Origin of the sequence: Allorhodopirellula heiligendammensis, assembly GCF_007860105.1 — a bacterium.
Lineage (GTDB): Bacteria > Planctomycetota > Planctomycetia > Pirellulales > Pirellulaceae > Rhodopirellula > Rhodopirellula heiligendammensis.
Map to the genome: position 1 here is coordinate 230,274 of NZ_SJPU01000002.1, position 17,370 is coordinate 247,643.

Sequence of the window (17,370 nt, forward strand, 5' to 3'; positions counted from 1 at the left end):
ATCTGATGCGGACGATGCCAGCAAAAGCGACTGACTGCGCAGCGGGCACCTCGAAGACTTCCTGCGAAACCAAAAGACCAGTGTTGGTTCAGACTGACGAGAGGCCCAGCGGGTTTTCACGAGCACACAGCCAACTCTGACCGCGACGGCATGCTTCACTCGCGAGACTCTCCGGCGTGCCTGCCGCCCGCTTGAAGATGCGACCAAACTTTCGCACCACGTCGCACCAACCGTGGGTGTCCAAGCCGATCCGCTGCAAGATCGGGGTCAGGTGATCTGCACCCTCAGAAAGGGCCGCCCGTATTTTCCAGCCGGTAAATAGTCCTGTAGGGAGCTAACTCGCACAATGGACAACTGAAATCCATGTGCATCCCTGGGAAAACGACGATCTGATGCGGACGATGCCAGCAAAAGCGACTGACTGCGCAGCGGGCACCTCGAAGACTTCCTGCGAAACCAAAAGACCAGTGTTGGTTCAGACTGACGAGAGGCCCAGCGGGTTTTCACGAGCACACAGCCAACTCTGACCGCGACGGCATGCTTCACTCGCGAGACTCTCCGGCGTGCCTGCCGCCCGCTTGAAGATGCGACCAAACTTTCGCACCACGTCGCACCAACCGTGGGTGTCCAAGCCGATCCGCTGCAAGATCGGGGTCAGGTGATCTGGAATGCGACCGATCTTATCGGCACGCAACTGGCGGCCTGTCCAATCGAGCAATTCCAAATACCTCGCCATCGGTACCGGTAGAAATCCCTTATTGCTCGCCCGACGTCCAGATGGCTCCACTGCGGGACCGACGTCATCGAATCGCTCATCAATCTCGATGGGACTCATCCAACCGCTACGCCGTCGACGACGACTCCGCTCCCAGTCGTGAGTGCTCGGCCGACTCCGATCTTCTCGTTCGCTAAGATCATCGATCCGATCCTTCGCTCCGGTGTAGTCGCTGGTCTCCGGCGTTTCCGCCAACGCCGCACGAATCGGATTCAGATCAACGTACGCCGCACACACGAGCAAGCTGGACTCATCGAGCAAAATTTGTGCTCGATAACGACCTTCCCAAAAGTGCCCGCGAACCTCGTCTTCAGCATTGCTCCTCCGCGCAATATTCTCAGCGGTGCACCGCATCCACCAGCTGATATCGGACAGTCGAGTGCGACGTTCGGACAGCACCTCAGACTGATTGAGAATCATATCAAGTTCCGGTTTGCTGGGTTCGGCGGGAGAACCATCTTCGTTTCGCCGCCGTGGGAATAATCGCAGCCAACGCCGGGCCACCTCTTCGTCCGACCAAGCTGCCGCCACATCCGCCCGACTGCGTAGGACCAGATGAATGTGGTTGTGCATCACCGAAAAAGTCAAGCAATCCACCGCGAAGACCGAAGCTAGGAACTCCAGTCGATCACGAATCCAAGCTCGCCGGTGCTCGTAGGAATTGCCCGTCAACGGATCGTCTCCACAGAGAAACGCACGTCGCACGCATCTCTGAATGCAATGCACTACTTGCACCTCGGATGGATCGAGAACTTCACCACGAGCTTGACGAGGCATCACATCGACTCCGGAAAGAGGAACATCAGGGCCGCATTACCGCTGCACCCCCCCCCATATTACAGCAGTAAGCCACACGGTCAGCCAAAGATTGCCTGTCCCTATTTGATTACTTTGACAAGCAGCGCCTAGCACCGCCTTTACGATTGACCTCATGACGACACCCCACGGAGCGGTCCCGAGGCTCGCCTATCATTTCGCTTCGGCGAGGCGATTGAGTAGAACAGGGTCGTTCGCTACCGGACTCATGGGATCGAGTCCCAAGGTGCCGACGAGTGAATCAACATATGCGTCTGACTCGGCCGCCTCACGCTGGGAGGTGGCATAGGCCAACCGTTCACGAAGACCAAGACGTTCAACGGCCTCCTCATTCTCGGGTCGGTCGATGAACTTCTGCAATCGCTCTTCGAAGGACTTCCAATGTGCGATATCGTGAGTTTGCTTGGTTAACAACCGCCGCCGATACCAATCGCTGGCGATTAGCTCATCGCGATCAAACAGTTTTCGCACCTCTGGCGAATCAATCGTATGACCGTTGTGCTCCCCCTTCACCATGATATCAAGGACGGCGCGTAGGGGAGGGCAGGCCAACTCGTAGCCGAAATCGCTGAAGTAACTCTGGGACACTCGAGTTTGTGCCTCGGCAATCTGCAGAATCCCATCTGCAAACGCATCCAAATCTTGTTTCTCCGGTCGCAAAATCGACTCAGGGAAAATCTTGACTGGGTTATCAAAGACTCGAGCCAGATAGGTGCGGACAAACTTCTGGGTGACGCGATAGCCAAGGCGACTCGCAGGAATCAAGGTGCCTTTGTGTTCAAAATCCTTGACCCTTTCGAGCATTCCCTCGGCAATCAGGTGTGCTGGATCGCGTTCCTCCGCGGACATCCGACACCATACCTCTGGAATCAGCAGAGAAATATCGTGCCCCACCTCGAAGTTTGAGCCGACGTGTCCTGCCGGAGTACTGAACCCACCCAGTTCCGTCAAAATCATCGAAACGATGGCAGAGTTCATATCAATCGCTGGGTGGAGGGCATTGAATGGCCCTTTCGTCAACGCACCCTCACTGCCGGCACCCGTCGTACTAGGACTCTTGCCTGTCAACGAACAGACCCAATCCATGATCAATTCGGGCATCTCTTGGTAATGCAGCGGGGAGTAAACCGCGAGTGACCGAATGCCAGCTTCCCGGTCCGGTGGATTATTACGGCGACCGGACAGCACGGCGCCCACTGGCGTCAGGACGCTCTCGTTGGCTTCGAGTTTCCGGTGCAATTGAATGCCTCGCATGGCCACATAGGTATCCAATTCTCGCACCATGTCGGGACGATCTTGCAGGTAACGAGGATTCTTTGTGCGAGCACCGTTGACGATCCGCGGATCCGCAGTGCTGACGACAAAACCATCATTGGCACTGGCAGCCTGCTCGATCAACTGCTCCATCGGCCCCGTGAACTTATCGAATTCGATCGCGTCACGCATGATCTCGCGTGCTTGTTTGCTCGTCAGCGGCTCGAAATTGCTGATGAAGTTTCCCGGCCCTGAGAGATCAAGTTCGGTTTGCTTATCGAGGCCACGATGAACAGCGTCATCCGGTCGTTGGAATAGCCGGTACTCACAGTTTTCGACGAACTTGTAACTTCCAGCTTCGCTAATCATGTTGCCGAGTGAACGCACACTGCCCGCTGGGACGACAACGCTGCAGGAGATGTCGTCTTCACGCTGCACCTTGGCAGCCGCAATGAAGTCCTGGCGAAGCTTGAAGGTGCGCCAACGCGTGTCTTCGAGTCCCACCCGCAGGTAACTTCCGACGAGCGTACGATCGCCGAGTTTGAGTTCGTGCCCCGGCGAGCCGTTGACAATATCCACGCGGAAATGTTCTCGCCAGCTCACGTCGACAGTCGCTCCACTGAAACGCTTGACGATCAATGCAATCGCGTAAACGTGCTCGGGAATCGAACGCAGCCACTCATTGTACGCATCGTTGTACTCCGGTGACGGTGTCAACAGCTGAATCACACTGCCAAGTGAACGCTTGTGGTCGAGCACGCCTCGACTGGGACGGTTGGCGTACACCTTGGGTCCTTCGGCACCCTCGGCCCATCGGGTGCTGTAATCTTTGGCAAAAATTTCGTCGACCAACGCGAAGTCTTTCTCTTGATCTTTGACGAAAATTGGGCCGTAGAGCATGTAGTCGCGTAAGCTCTTGCTGATCTCACTCTTCCCACCGCCGCTGACGGTGCATGGCTTATGACAAAAGACGCCTTCCGCTGACGTCCCGATCAGCCGCCAGCTCGGTGCGTGCGTGTGTTTCTCGAGTTGCAGTTTGTAGCCGCTCGGCGCGATATAAACCTGGTCTGGCGATAGCGGGATGGATTGGGTCACCCCATTGGCATCTTTCCAGCGAATGTGGCGATGGTGCAGCGAAGCAAATGCACTTTCAGGGATATACAGAACCTCAGGAAAGTTCTTATCGATTCCATACCCCTCGCGTTGAACGTCGACAAAATCACTGTACCGCTCAGCAACATCGGCGAAGGTTTGGCCGTTGTACAAGCGGCTGTTGACTTGGAAATGGTCCCCGAGTGAGTACGAAGCGAATGCGAGCGCACCGCCAGCATGCTCCTCCTCGGCGCCCCCCATCAAGTTAGCCGCGAAACTGAGTTGTGTTTTGACTTCCTTTTTGCAGTAACCGTAGTAGTTATCCGCAATCAGCGTCACAATCACACCCGATTCATCGCGACACGTTAACTTGAACGCGGAGCCGTCATTGTAAAGTTCCGTCTCAGACTTCCAGCACATACCATCGCGACGCTGGCGTTTTGTCGCATCATCATAATGCGGCAGGCCAACTTCCTTCTTGGTCAATTTGACCAGGTGCGTGGCCAGGATCACGCATCCCGTATGTCCGCTCCAGTGCCGTGCATCGAGCCCCGCATCGGCGCCCGCGACCAGCGGATCACCTGCATTGCCAAAAATTGACTCTACAAAATCCAAGTTGCTGCAATGGACGCCGGGGGCAAAGAATCGCGTCTCCATCGACTTGGCCTCGCTAACGCCCGGCACCTTGGGCGCGACGAGAGGCCGCAACATCAACGACACCCACGTTCGAGCTGGATCCGGTGAACCACTGGTGTACGGTAGCTCAAGATCCTCGGTGGGCGGATTCATCGCCGCAGCAAACATTTTCACAAACACGGACTTAGGCACGGCGCGTTTGTCATTCGGAATGGGCAGACTGCCCTCGACGACATGGAACGTCCCCGCCGTGGTCCGGCGATCGGCGCGGGGATTGTTCAACACACCATTGAAACACCGGTAGGACTTAACGAGGTCACTCTCGAAACTATTTTCCCCCAGCGGCAGACTGAGCTCGCGAGCCTGTCCGTGACGGTCCAGGGAAAGAGATCGGCTAGGCAACTTCAGCGATCCAACACCCGCACAATCTGCAAAGTATCGCTTCAGAAAAGCCTCGATACGGCCATCGATCGGCGGCTGAATCTGACGTAAGATCGCGTTACGCTCCCGAAAACTTTCCAGCAATTCCCGAGGCATTGCCGATTCGGGTTGCGCCTGCCCCGATTCGTGAGGCGGGGTGAGGCCCGCCATCGCAAGCTGAAACGTTAGGTAACTTTGTCGTCGCTGACGCTCGGCAGGCGATGAAGCCAATTCAGCGTCCCAACCCACGGTTCTTTGCAGTTCAGCGGAATCACGAAGCAAGGACATGGAGCGGCCTCTCAATGGTGGAATCGATGTTTAGCAAGAGCGGCAGATCCCGCCGGCAGCAGGACCCCGTCGCGTTGCTAGCTTAACAAATTGCCGCCCCAGAGACAGCGGGCAGATTGAGAGCAACGACCGGTTGTGCGTACAGATCACCTTTAACCCACTCTTAGTGGATTCCAGCTCGACGTCAGCAATCCCCCCAACCGCTGCGGTCGTTGTCCTAACCGGGTGGTTTTCATGGGGCATCAGATGAATCGGGAGTACCAAATTTTGGGGTCAACGCTTTCGTCGCATCAATAGCCCGTCCGCATTCTCAGTCCCGTTGTGCCCAGCGCCCCGGGCGACCGGCCACTGAGACGAAGGCCATCACCATCACCGCCACGAATGTGCACAGACAAACTGACCTCCAAAACGGCAGGCCGTATTTCCAGTCGAACTCGAGGTCGAGCTCCATGGGGGAATCTTCATCAACCTGCACGCTGCGTGTGAATGTCGAGATCACGCCCTCTTGCGGCAGACTGATCACGATCGCTTGGGGAGCGGGTTCGGTCGTGCGTTGATGATCGACCAATTTGGTCGCGATGCGTTGTAAAAATGCGTTGTCTTGTGTGGTATTGCCTCGCAGCAACTCACTGAACTGACCCGGACGCAAGTTTAGTTGATTCTGCTGCAGAATGGGATTATCGGTCGCTGCATCGCGAAGTTGCTGGTCCCCGGCAAACACGTCAACGCTCGGGTTGTTATCGAGGTAGAGCCGCTGCCGACGCGTATTGAGACCAATAATGGCTTGCCGTGTTTGCAGGTTCTCTAACTGCACACGGGCGTCTTCGTTCGACGCCGCATCGAGTGCATTCTGATTGGCGACGCTGTTCAGTGCCCAGCTCGCTTTCGATTGTTCACCAGCTTGGATCAACTGATTGGCTTTAGCGAATAGTTCAGCTGCCTGCTCGGCTCTCGCTTTTCGAGCGCCGCTCGCGATTGACAAATACGAACTGCGGTCGTAGTGGCCTTGGGTTCTCAACCGTACTAACTCGAGGTTTCCGTCGTGATCCGACAGAGTGTAGCCCTCCGGGGCGACCACGCTCCACTCGATATTCTCCAACGGCACATTCAGCTCGGGGCTGGTTAACTCAACCTTGCCTACTTGGTCGCCGCTAACTGAGTACACAAAGCGGACATTTGCAGTGCGGTCATCGATCCCTGGCAAAATGGTGAACTGCCATACGCTGGCGTCCCCGCGTTGGTGGATGGAATGAACGCTTTCGCCGTTGACGAAAATGCTAAAAAGATTGCCATCTGATGGTAATCCGACCCTCAGACTGCTGCGTTGGATCACGTCGACGGTCAGTTCCACGGCGGTCAACTGGTCGCCTGTCGCCGAGAGTACCGTGGTGAGAGTGCCCTTGGACACGCGCAACTTCAGCGCGTCGGCGAGCGAATGACGTTTTGCATGGACGGTAAGATTTCCAGACGCCGCAACGCTTCGTAGCACAAACACGGGGGCGGCGCGAGTCCCCGCATCCCGCAGAGCGGAGGGCACACTCGTCCAATCGATGCGCTGCCACCCGTCCGGCAAGTCGTCGTAGTGAAGTTCCAGTCGGCCTCCCGCACGCACAGCGACGAAGTATGACAGCTGGCGAGACTGCGGGAATGCAACCGGAGTGATATGCTCGCGTTCCTCTTCACGATCGCCTCGCCGCTCATACTCAATCCGAAATTCAATATCCCCAATCACGCGACGTTTAAATCGCAGTTCCCACGTATTGGAATTGGGAGCGGTGCGAACCAAATCGCTCACAGTACTCCCGCTGGCGCGCAGGGTCTTGACTTCATCATCGTCTGAAACCGGCAAGACGACATTCAGAGAGCGAATCGATGCGTTTTGAATTTCGAATTTTGCGAGAAGTGCAGTGCGAGTTTGGCCCTCACGCAAAGTCACTTCATGCAGAACCTGGCCGGTCACCCAAGGATCGAGCTTCTCGATCCCCAGTACCAGCGACCAGTCTCGCTGCAACAGACGAAACGCCAAGCCTCCGGGAGTCGCCGAGGTCGGCATTGGTCCAATCATGTGCTGGACATCAGACTCTGAAACGTTTTGCCGCGTGATCGTCCGCAAACGAATGCCAGTGGCGGGGCGGACGACCAACTCCCCGCTCTGACGAGCAGCTTCGTGGAGTTCGAACCGGGGCACTTTCCATTCGGGAACGCCTTTCGGCGACGTGCCCGCGAGGGTGAGAGCAAAACTCTGTGGCCCAATGGTTTTACCATTAAGATGCAGCACAATCTGGCGTTGCTCGCCATCGCTACGCTCGGCCCAGTGGTGGAGTGAGTTCCCCGAGAGCGACTCCACCTCCAATCCGCTCGGCAAGGGAAAACTCAGTTGAAACAGGCCCGCCCGGGTGATCTCTGCAGTGAAATTCACTCCCATGACAATCCGCTCCTCACCGAGTGAGATCACCTGTTTGCTGCTAACACGAACCTCCGGAGCCACCGGTGCAACACGGGCGACCACCTCACCACCGGCGGCACCGTAGCGCAGGACTCGGTGCAGCACGACGTCTCGGTTTGGCAGCAGACTGGCATCGAAGTCGCTGAGATTGACCACTGACATGCTTTGAGGAGTGAGCTTCTCAGGTTGCGCGTCAGGGCCGAAGGCAACTGCAAGAAAGCCAATCTCGCCATTCGCGTCGGCAACTCTCAGTGGAGCGAGCGTGACGTTGGTAGGCAGCGATGCCATCCCCCGCTGCGTCTCGATGGTGACATCGAAGCTATCAGACTGGGGTGGTTCGAGCTCCAACTTTAAGTCGCCCTGCTCGGCATCAAACTGCCAGGCGCTAACCGGCCCATTGACGCTACTCACCGTCAATCCGTCAGGAATCACCACCCGCATTTCACGAAGTTGTCCCTGGGACATGCGGATGTGCAGACGATGCCGACCATCGACCACACCTGGCGCGGGCAAATACAAGTTGGACGCCTCGACGTAGAACTGCGTGTGCTCGGTTGCCGCATCACGGGCTTGCGGGCTCAGCGAGAGACTCGCCTCTCCTGGTCCGAGCAACACGATGGCCTGGGTCGAGTCCTGAGCAGTCACCGTTTCCATACGAACCGCATTGGTACTGTGAATGTCCCAACCGCTTTCGTCATAGTGAAAGCTAATCTCCGCGAGCGCAGCATCTCCGGTAAGGACAGGAATACTCTGATGCACCTGGATCGATTCGAGTTGATACTCAAACGACGCTTCCACGCGGACGGACTCTTCCTGCTCATCCTTCAACGCAATGGAGACGATGTAAGCGAGCCCCATCCCAGGAATTTCTTGTTTGGTCAGCCGCAAACCCTCCCCCTCAAATCGAGTCAATACCGCCGGGGCCCGAACAAGCACGAATTGATCTCCGGGGTCCCCCGAGACTGTGATCGTCCCGCCAGCACTCAGACGTCCGTCTCGATGCGTCAGCTGCCACTCCTGTTTGATCGAATCGGCAGCCAAGAAACCGCTGGGAACCTCAGCCACCGAACTACCTGAAGCAACGACCGTAAACGCGAAGATCACGATGGCCGATGTTACAGGGCCCACTGGGCCGCGTCCTGCGCCGGACTGTTTGTCGCGTTGATATTCGCGGCTCTGACCAGACAACCGACGCATGGACTGGGTAGCTCGGGAAAGAAACAAGAACAGCAGAGTTGCCCAGGCGACCAACGCGAAGAACCATCCTGCGGCGTCTCCCTGCCACAGCACTCCAAGTGCGATTAAGAAGCCACCAACGCATCGAATCCGCTTACGCATCGACTCCGAGAAGCAAGACCAAACAAGACAAGACGCGCCGACAATGATGGACACCAAACCAAACCATGACAGGTTGGCTCGCCAACGAGGAATGTTTGAAACCTGCAACTCGATGGGAGCACCGGCGGATAAAATCGGCAGGCTGAGTTGGAGTGGCAGTACGGCGCGGATATCGGCAACGGCCGCAGCAGCAGTCAACAACGATATCCCGATTGAAATTGCCAAACAAACCAATCCCGCAGCTTGCCAATACCTAGTCCACTCGTATACCCAGACTCCAACCCCCGCTAAGAGTCCAATGAACAATAACGGGACGAGGCCGTGCCGGGCGGTCCACTGAAAACCCGATGGAGGAAGGATCGGTCGTGGCGGGGAGACAGTACCACTTCCGGGTGCGAGCACACGATTCTCATCGCCAGCGATACTCCACTCGACCTTAAGCAGGGGTGCGTCGACACTTGGCAGTGCCAACATTGGTCGCGATTCACTCACACTTGGTTTTCCTAAACGCAGTCGAACTTCGACAGGAACGTTTGGATCGGCGCCACCGGGCAGTGGAATGAGTGTGAATGTGTCGGCCTGCCGGGCTGTGACAGGCTTGCCGTCAACAGAGACCTCCCACAGACGCACCGGGGCCTCTGGCAGTTTGACTTTCAGTGTTCGTTGCCCACGAGACTTTACAAAGTACGTCACGTTGGTGACCAACTCGCCATCGACTGACACGTGGCTGTCCGCCTCCGCAAACTCGACGACCTGCGATACCATCGTGCCGGGCTGGAACCATTCGACCTTGAGGTTGAGTACAAACGGACGTTCGGTGTACTGCCATGTTCCCAGGGCGGGTGCGGTGCTCAACAATTGAAGTTCGGCCGGCAGTTCGAGTGGATCGAGTTTCAACAAGTCATCGGAAACCGATAGGCTATCGACATTGACTTGCATCGGACTGACGATCTGGATGTAGCCGCGTTCGCTCTGCACATCCAGTGGTGTGATCACACCCGCGTGAAACGAATGGTGTTCGACGTTCGTTTTTTCCTCGAAGGTCACCAACACCGTACTTGCCCCCATCACTCCCTGATGCAGAGCAATGATCAACGTGTCGCCTTCGCGCCGCCACGTCCGCACGTCTTGACCATCGACGGTGACATTCCCGAGCGTCTCGGGAACCGAGATTTTCCACTGCGAGACAGGCGATCCCGTTACGAAGTAGTTGATCAGTGCGCTGCCATACAACGTTTCATCGCTGAGCGAGTACAAATGAAATACATCCGCCTGGACGCTCCGCTGAAGCAACTCAACATGCATCGTCGCAGACCAGTCAGGCTGACGAACGCGAAACGCCTGTTGCAGACGAGGCGAAGGCTTCGGGAAATATGAAAGTGGTTTCTCCGTCAACTGGTCCGTATCAGCGACGGTGACGCGAAATCCCGCAGCCGCACTGATACCGATGTCACCTCGAACCGTCTTGGCGTTAGGGTAGCCAATTCGCGGTAACGCCCAGTCTGCTTCCGAGGCGGGCTCGCTCTTTTCCAAATACAGCGATACGAGCTGACGACCACTCACGTCCTGCGAAAAGAGCACCTTCAGGTTGCGATGCTCATTTTCAATCACGGTGGCGGAGACGTAATCGGCGACACTCGCCCCCGTGACCGCCACGACGGAGTAGTCCGGCGGAATGGCAAAGTCCCATTCTCGAATGGGCGCCTCGCGAATGTCCATCTCGATGTCCGCGTGAATCACGCGATCGGATTCGGACAACTCATATGTCACGAGTTCTGAGATATGGACTTCTGGTTGAATTCGATCGGCCACGACAGCAAAGGAGTATTCCGCGGCGGGAAAACGATAGACGAAAACTTGACGTGCTGCTGGTCCTGGGAATTGATCCGGTGAAAGCTGTGTCAAACCGACGAGATCGGTCGGTTCCAGCCGCACCGACCCGGCGTTACTCACCCGCAACAATCCCGAATGGCGAATCGAGCCGATCGGTTCGAGCCGCAAACCTTTCACCTGCACCGGAAACGCCCCAAGTGGCGTTTGACTCCGTACATCAATTTGGCTCTCCCCCGTCATCGCCTGGCTGAGCGTGATATTCAGGATTCGTGCTTCGCCTTCGCCGGTAATGTTCCATCCAACGAGATTGCCGCCACTGACATCGAGAATCTCGCCGGGGCCATGGAGGCCAAGTTGCAGCGTTTTCAGCTCGCCTTGTAACACGCGGTACTGAATCTGATGATCTTGGCGGAGCAGCCCAGCGCCTACGGTCGCCTCGATACGACCTGTCGATGTGAAAAACAACTTTCCCTCGCCAGCCTGACGGGCGGGTTTCCACTGCAACTTGGCGTGACCGGAGGCCGGCAGAAATCCAATCCATGCATCTTCACGGTGCTCGGGTGAAACGAATTTCTGGTCTCGAACAAAGAGTAGCTCCTCTTCCAGCCCCTCGAGTGTTAATGGGACCACCGCGCCAGCGGCGACGGTGAAATCTAAGCCGCGTCCAACCTTCTCAGCAGTCCCAAGAGCAGCAACAAAGTTGATCTCCACCGGGAAGACACCCGTTTGCGGGAACGCGAGTTTGTATACCGGTTGATCGCCTTCTGTTGTCAAGCTCAGGCGGTAGTTTGGATCTTGTGGTATCTCACTGATTGCTGCCCGCCCCCTCAGTATGACGAGTTCCACTCCCGGTTGGCTGACATGTGCATTGCCAGAAAGCTTGAATTGCATTGAATCACCACTGGGATCGAGTTCACCAATCAGTTCTGAGTCATCGAACTCGACCGGTGCTGGAGCGGCCCCACTACGGCTAATTGACAACGTGAGCTGTCCACCCACACTGGTCTGAAAACGCCGTGCTTGTCCGTCTGACTTGATCGGCGAAAAGCCACTGGCCTGCGTAACCACTCCCTGCACACCATCGCGGTCATGAATCTCGACAACGGAATCAAATCCAACAGCTTGATCGCCGGTTAGGTGCATCAGCTCGATTTCCGCGGGCAAGTGCAAATCTTCTGATCGGCTGGTGATCGTGACCTTCAGATCGCTGACATCCTCGTTCAACTGCAGATCGAGAAATCGACTCCCATCGGCTTGCCGTACCGACCAAGACTTTAGCCCCTCGACTTCGCTGGAGACATCACTGATCTCACCGTTACCCTGAATTCCCAAACTCAACGTCTGAGCATGTCCCTGGATCACGCGGAAGCGCACGTCAATCGTTTGTGTGACCTGTTCGGCATTCACATCCACGTTGGCGTGAGCCGTCGCAGAATAAAAAACGGGCGGTTCGGGAGCCTTGCCGCGGGCTTCAATCACAATCACCCCCGTGCCATCTTTGCCGACAGAACTGTCGATCGTCGCCCGCTCAGATGTCTCCTGGCCGACGCCCTTGGCGACGAATACGAACGGCATCACAAGTGACATGAGCAGACGCAAGGAGAATTGTGGAAACATAGTATTCACGGACGTACGGACTTGAGGATGATCGCTCAGCTCTCCGAGCTGACAACGATTCGAACAACATGCTCACGACTTGAAACAAGTCGAGATCTTGATGGTGGACTTGCAGCGGAACTCGTAAACGAACGATTGGTGAGCCACCGACAGGGCGCGTATCTCTTTGGGAATCTCATCTCTGTGGGAATTTCACTGTCCATTGATCTGTCGAGCTTGCTGGATCATTTGTTCAAGCTGCCGGACTCGATTGGCGACTCGATTTTGTGGCGGCAACCCCGCGAGTAGCTCAGAAAGCACTTTTAGGTCAACGGACTCGCCCACCGGCCCTCCGCTCAGCTTGGCGGCGAACAAGGCCGACACGGTCGCCAGCCGCAGTGAGGCGGAGGTTTGATCAGCACGGGGCGGATTGGGTTGATAGACGATCGGCCAACGACGTTCCACCATTTGTCCGCTTGCCATGTCGCGGAATCGTACCGAAATCGATCCAACATCCCCCTGGCCGTCCGGTTTGGCCTCGAACTGATAGACCGCCACGCCCGCTTCCGCCGCTGCCATCTCGGCCGCGTCGACTTGGTCGTTGCGAAAGTCCTCTTCATTAAGCCGGTGTTTTTGAAAACCCAGCAGACGGTAATTCCCCACTCGAAGTGGATTGAATTCAATCTGCACCTTTACATTCATTGCCGCGGGGCGTAACGCACCAGCGATCTGGCGAGCGAAGCCGTCATCGACCGACTCGGCGGAATCAAGCAGGTAGTATCGTCCGTCGCCCTTTCGCGTCAGCGCCTCTAAGACTTCATCGTTAAGTCCGTTGGCGCTGATACCGGCTGCATCAAATGCAATTCCTGAATCGCGGATGGAGCTGACCATATTTGCCAGTCGCTCGGGGTTGGCGTCGCCAAGATTGACTGCTCCATCGGTGAGCAAAATGATCCGGTTCTGCGCACCTTCAGTCCACTGTTCCCGAGACTTTTCCCACGCTAGCTGCAGGGCGGCCTCGATATTGGTACCTCCGTCGCTGGGAAGATGTTCAATAAGATCGACCAGTTCCTTCGCACCCGCACCACTGACTCGGTCGGCGAGCAGTCGCGGTGTCCGGGCAAAACTGATCAACGTAATCTGATCGTTCGGTTGCAGCTGTTCGGCAAGCGTCACGAAGGCACGACGAACGGTATGCTGACGATCGATCCGCTCCATGGAACCAGAGTTATCCAGCAGCAATGTTAGCCTTAATGGCGTTGCCGCAGCACGTCCGGCAGCAGCGGTTCGCAGCGAGACTCGCAATAGATTGCGTTGTTGCGCAAACGGATCGATACATTGCTCGATTTGGCAGGCCACCTTTTCATGTTGGCTCGGCAGCGGATCGCCGTAGTCCAGTGCGTTGACGAATTCTTCGATCCGAACCTCGGACGCAGCGGGCCACTGGCCCTCTGCCAGCGCTGCAGCGGCGAGCTTGAACGAAACATCGCTGACGTGGAGCGAGAAGGTCGAAAATGGCTCCGCAGCGGCGTCCGATTCCGGGGGGATTACCACCACACGCTCTTGCAGCTCACGCCGCACCTCGCCGCGTGCAACTCCATCCAGTTTCTTCCCGGCCTCTTCACTCAATTGCGGAAGATTGGCCTCTTTCTGCTCGAGTGGTCGATCGGCGTCTAACGCTGAAAGTTCCTCCGATCTCTTCGACAGAGGCTGATGATCGCCTCCCTCACGACCAAAGTATAAATCCAAGTCATCCTCGAGCGAATCTCTGAGCTGATCGGTCTTGAACTCCTGCTGTTGTCCAGAAGCCATTTCGGCGACCTCGTTCTCGACAGATGACTGTGCACGCACGTCCGCATCGGAAAGCCTGCGCCGCGACAACTCGTCCCAATCCGAAGCTGTTCGAAGATCAAACGCACGCTCCTCTTGTTCACTCTCTCCTGACTGAGGCTTACCCGCTACGGCGGCCTGTGGCTCTTGTGGCACCAGCGTTTCCACGGTCGAACCACGCCCGTTGTTGGTCGATCGATCAAATGTTTGTACCGAGGAGGTCGGAGCTGACAGGGGCGCGACTCCGTTCGAACTGTCGGCGAACTCGAATGACTCCGAGGCCGACTCGCTCAATCTTCCCAATCCACGGCCAGCGTACTCGCGAGAGCCGGCGGTATCCTGAGTGGATGGAACCGGAGAACCGGCAGCCCAGAGCGGTTCAGCGAAATCATTCACCGTAGGAAATCCCTGCTTGCTGTCGGGCGAGCGAGCTTGCGGCATCGCCGCCAACGGGGCCACCGCTTTGTCCCTCGTTGCCGTCTCCGCCGAAGGCATCTCCTGCAGCGGCATTCCCAACATCACATCGAACCGTCCACTCACCCTACCGCTGTCGAACTCCGCGGTGTCATTCAAGGCCGAGCGATAAAAGCGTGCGTCCACGTCTTTAGTACGCCGCTCAGCAAGACCTTCTGCCTCGCTCATCGGTAGACTCAACTCAACTCCACCGCCCATTCCGCCCATTTCGAAGCCCATGCCCTCGGGGCCACCGGGACGCTGAAAAGCAACCGCGGGTGCATCGTCGGCAGCCGCATATTCGGCGACACTCTCCTCATCGAGCACGTACTCGACCGCAGAACCAGACGACAATTCTGACGTGGCTTGCGAGAGCGATCGCACCATCGCCACTTGTTGAGATCCCGAAATCTTCCACAGTCCCACCACAACGACTAGGCACGCAGCACAGACCAGACTGGCAATCAACGTGAACCTGGAGAATCGAGGCACAGGACGCCAGCTCTCCGTCAGATCGGCAATCGTCTCCGACTCCAACGCTGCCATCAGTGCGTTTCGTTTGCTCGCAGGCAATTTCCAATCGCCAGCCTCTTCGCCAGCCCAGTCTCCTTTCCCAACATCGTGTAGGAGCCCGTGGACCATCTCCAGCCGTGCTTTCATCTCAGCGAGATCTGGGCGTTGCTCAATCAGGCGGGCAATCTGATCGCGTTCGAATGCGGACGCCTCTCCCAAGACGAGCGCGGTAATGCGCGTCTCAAGTTCTTGCTCAGACGATAAATTGGATGTTGGATCGTTCATGACGCTGCGTCGACCCCCATGCGTTGGAGTCTTGCGGATAACTCTTTCAAAATGTGATGCAGTCGGTAGCCCACGTTGCCCATCCCCAGCCCCGACTGAGCACTAATTTCGCTGTATTTGAGGTTTTCGAAATACTTCAGACGGATGAGCTGCTGGTCGGTTTCACTGAGTTCCCGCATCGCCAGTCGCAGCACACCCATCGCTTCCATCCGCACCACCAGTGATTCGGGGGATTCATCGCCCGCGGGTGAGTCGGGCTGCTCGGCGACGAACACCTCCCGGCGGTGGTTGCGGTGATAATCGAAGGCTTTGTTGCGGACGCTGCGAAACAGCCAGGCTCGCGGTGATGCCACTTCGTCAAAACGACCATGCAATTGTAAAAACACCTCCTGCACAATCTCCTCAGCCACTGCCCGGCGACCCGTCAACGAGAACGCGTATCGCAGCAGCGGCGTCTCCTCGGAGTCAAACAAGTCGCGTAGAGTGAGCGTGCACTCACCCTCGCTGCTTGGTTGATCAACCTCAGGAGTCGGTTCCAACATGAATTTTGTCGCTATTGCGGTCATGGCCATCCTCTCAACAGAGAAGACTCGCAGTGACCGATTATATTAGGAGAAAACTCACAAATTGTTGAAATCCCCTGGGTCTCAGGGTTCGGTGTAAGGTCGGGATAGCTCTAGGTCGCTAAATCGTTGAGATTGGTACACCAGCAAGCCTGCGATCCCCATAAAGCTTCATGGTACGATGCCGCCATGACCATCCCCGCGATAAAACCACCAGTGTGCCGCTTGGCACCCTCGCCGACCGGCGCCCAGCACCTCGGCAACGCACGGACGTTCTTGCTCGCCTACTGGAGTGCCCGGGCTCAGAACGCTGAGCTGATTCTCCGGATTGAGGACATTGATTCGCCGCGAGTCAAACCGTGGGCTACCGACCAAGTCATCGAGGATCTCGCGTGGCTGGGAATCGACTTTGATGGCCAACCCATCATCCAAACGCAGCGTACAGATCGGTATCAAGCCGTCCTGGATCGCATGATCGCTGACGATCGCGTCTACCCCTGCACCTGCACCCGGACAGATATCGAGTCCGCCTCCTCGGCACCCCACGAGCATTCGACGGGCCCGCCGCAAACATCGACCGTGCTGCAGGCAACCGGGCAGGAGCGAACGATCACGGCTGAGTCGACGATCTATCCCGGCACCTGTAGCGGCTGGCGCGTCGGCGATCCACTGCCGGCGCCCGGCACGTATTGCTGGCGATTTCGCATCGTCTCTGCCCGCCGGTGCTTCGATGACCTCGTTGCAGGCCGTATCTGCTGCGACCTCGGCACCGCGATCGGTGACTTCCCTGTCACCCGCAAAGAAGGTGTGGCCGCGTATCAGCTCGCCGTCGTGGTCGACGACATCGATGCAGGCGTGAGCGAAGTGGTCCGCGGCGACGACCTGCTGCTGAGTACTTTCCGGCAGTTGCAAATCTACGAGCACCTCGGCGTTGCCTCCCCAGAATTCGCTCACGTCCCCCTGGTCGTTGGTGAAGACGGTCGTCGGCTGGCCAAGCGTCATGGCGACACACGGCTGGCGCACTACCGCAAGCAAGGGGTTGCACCGGAGTCAATCGTCGCCTGGGCCGCCCGCTCCGCCATGAGTGACCCTGCCTGCTTGCCGAGTCCAGAAGCAACCGCAGCCTGGGAGCTGAGTCGGTGGCATGCTGAAATGATCGAGCGGATCGACTGGACTCGTCTGTCTCGTGAGCAAGTTCGGTATTCTTAAACAAGCTATCGTTCGAATCGGTC

The 17,370-nt window shown here is 57.0% G+C and carries 6 protein-coding genes; 1 reads left to right on the forward strand and 5 read right to left on the reverse strand.

From position 1 onward, the window contains the following. Nucleotides 1-475: 475 nt before the first annotated feature. From Poly21_RS11230 to Poly21_RS11250, 5 genes are all read right to left on the reverse strand, one after another. Nucleotides 476-1,552 carry a transposase gene (locus tag Poly21_RS11230; protein ID WP_146407149.1) on the reverse strand — a complete coding sequence of 359 codons (1,077 nt, stop codon included), beginning with the start codon at nt 1,550-1,552 and terminating at the stop codon, nt 476-478. Between the two features lie 192 nt (nt 1,553-1,744). Continuing rightward, nucleotides 1,745-5,281 (reverse strand): PPi-type phosphoenolpyruvate carboxykinase family protein, encoded by a 3,537-nt coding sequence (locus Poly21_RS11235; protein WP_146407150.1) that lies wholly within the window; start codon nt 5,279-5,281, stop codon nt 1,745-1,747. Nucleotides 5,282-5,591: 310 nt separating this feature from the next. After that, nucleotides 5,592-12,515 carry a hypothetical protein gene (locus Poly21_RS11240; RefSeq protein WP_302119748.1) on the reverse strand — a complete coding sequence of 2,308 codons (6,924 nt, stop codon included), beginning with the start codon at nt 12,513-12,515 and terminating at the stop codon, nt 5,592-5,594. Nucleotides 12,516-12,707: 192 nt separating this feature from the next. Then, nucleotides 12,708-15,575 (reverse strand): vWA domain-containing protein, encoded by a 2,868-nt coding sequence (locus Poly21_RS11245; RefSeq protein ID WP_146407152.1) that lies wholly within the window; start codon nt 15,573-15,575, stop codon nt 12,708-12,710. Beyond that, nucleotides 15,572-16,141 carry an RNA polymerase sigma factor gene (locus tag Poly21_RS11250; RefSeq protein ID WP_302118672.1) on the reverse strand — a complete coding sequence of 190 codons (570 nt, stop codon included), beginning with the start codon at nt 16,139-16,141 and terminating at the stop codon, nt 15,572-15,574. The genes Poly21_RS11245 and Poly21_RS11250 overlap by 4 nt, the downstream gene beginning before the upstream one ends. 186 nt (nt 16,142-16,327) lie before the next feature. On the opposite strand from Poly21_RS11250, the gene Poly21_RS11255 reads away from it, so the two are divergent. Beyond that, a complete protein-coding gene (locus Poly21_RS11255; protein WP_302118674.1) occupies nt 16,328-17,347 on the forward strand; it encodes a glutamate--tRNA ligase family protein in 1,020 nt (339 codons plus the stop codon). Nucleotides 17,348-17,370 lie beyond the last annotated feature (23 nt).

Excerpts from the sequence above, each read along its gene's own strand:
- Poly21_RS11230 (WP_146407149.1), bottom strand. The coding sequence starts at position 1,552 with ATGCCTCGTCAAGCTCGTGGTGAAGTTCTCGATCCATCCGAGGTGCAA.
- Poly21_RS11235 (WP_146407150.1), bottom strand. The coding sequence starts at position 5,281 with ATGTCCTTGCTTCGTGATTCCGCTGAACTGCAAAGAACCGTGGGTTGG.
- Poly21_RS11240 (WP_302119748.1), bottom strand. The coding sequence starts at position 12,515 with ATGTTTCCACAATTCTCCTTGCGTCTGCTCATGTCACTTGTGATGCCG.
- Poly21_RS11245 (WP_146407152.1), bottom strand. The coding sequence starts at position 15,575 with ATGAACGATCCAACATCCAATTTATCGTCTGAGCAAGAACTTGAGACG.
- Poly21_RS11250 (WP_302118672.1), bottom strand. The coding sequence starts at position 16,141 with ATGACCGCAATAGCGACAAAATTCATGTTGGAACCGACTCCTGAGGTT.
- Poly21_RS11255 (WP_302118674.1), top strand. The coding sequence starts at position 16,328 with ATGACCATCCCCGCGATAAAACCACCAGTGTGCCGCTTGGCACCCTCG.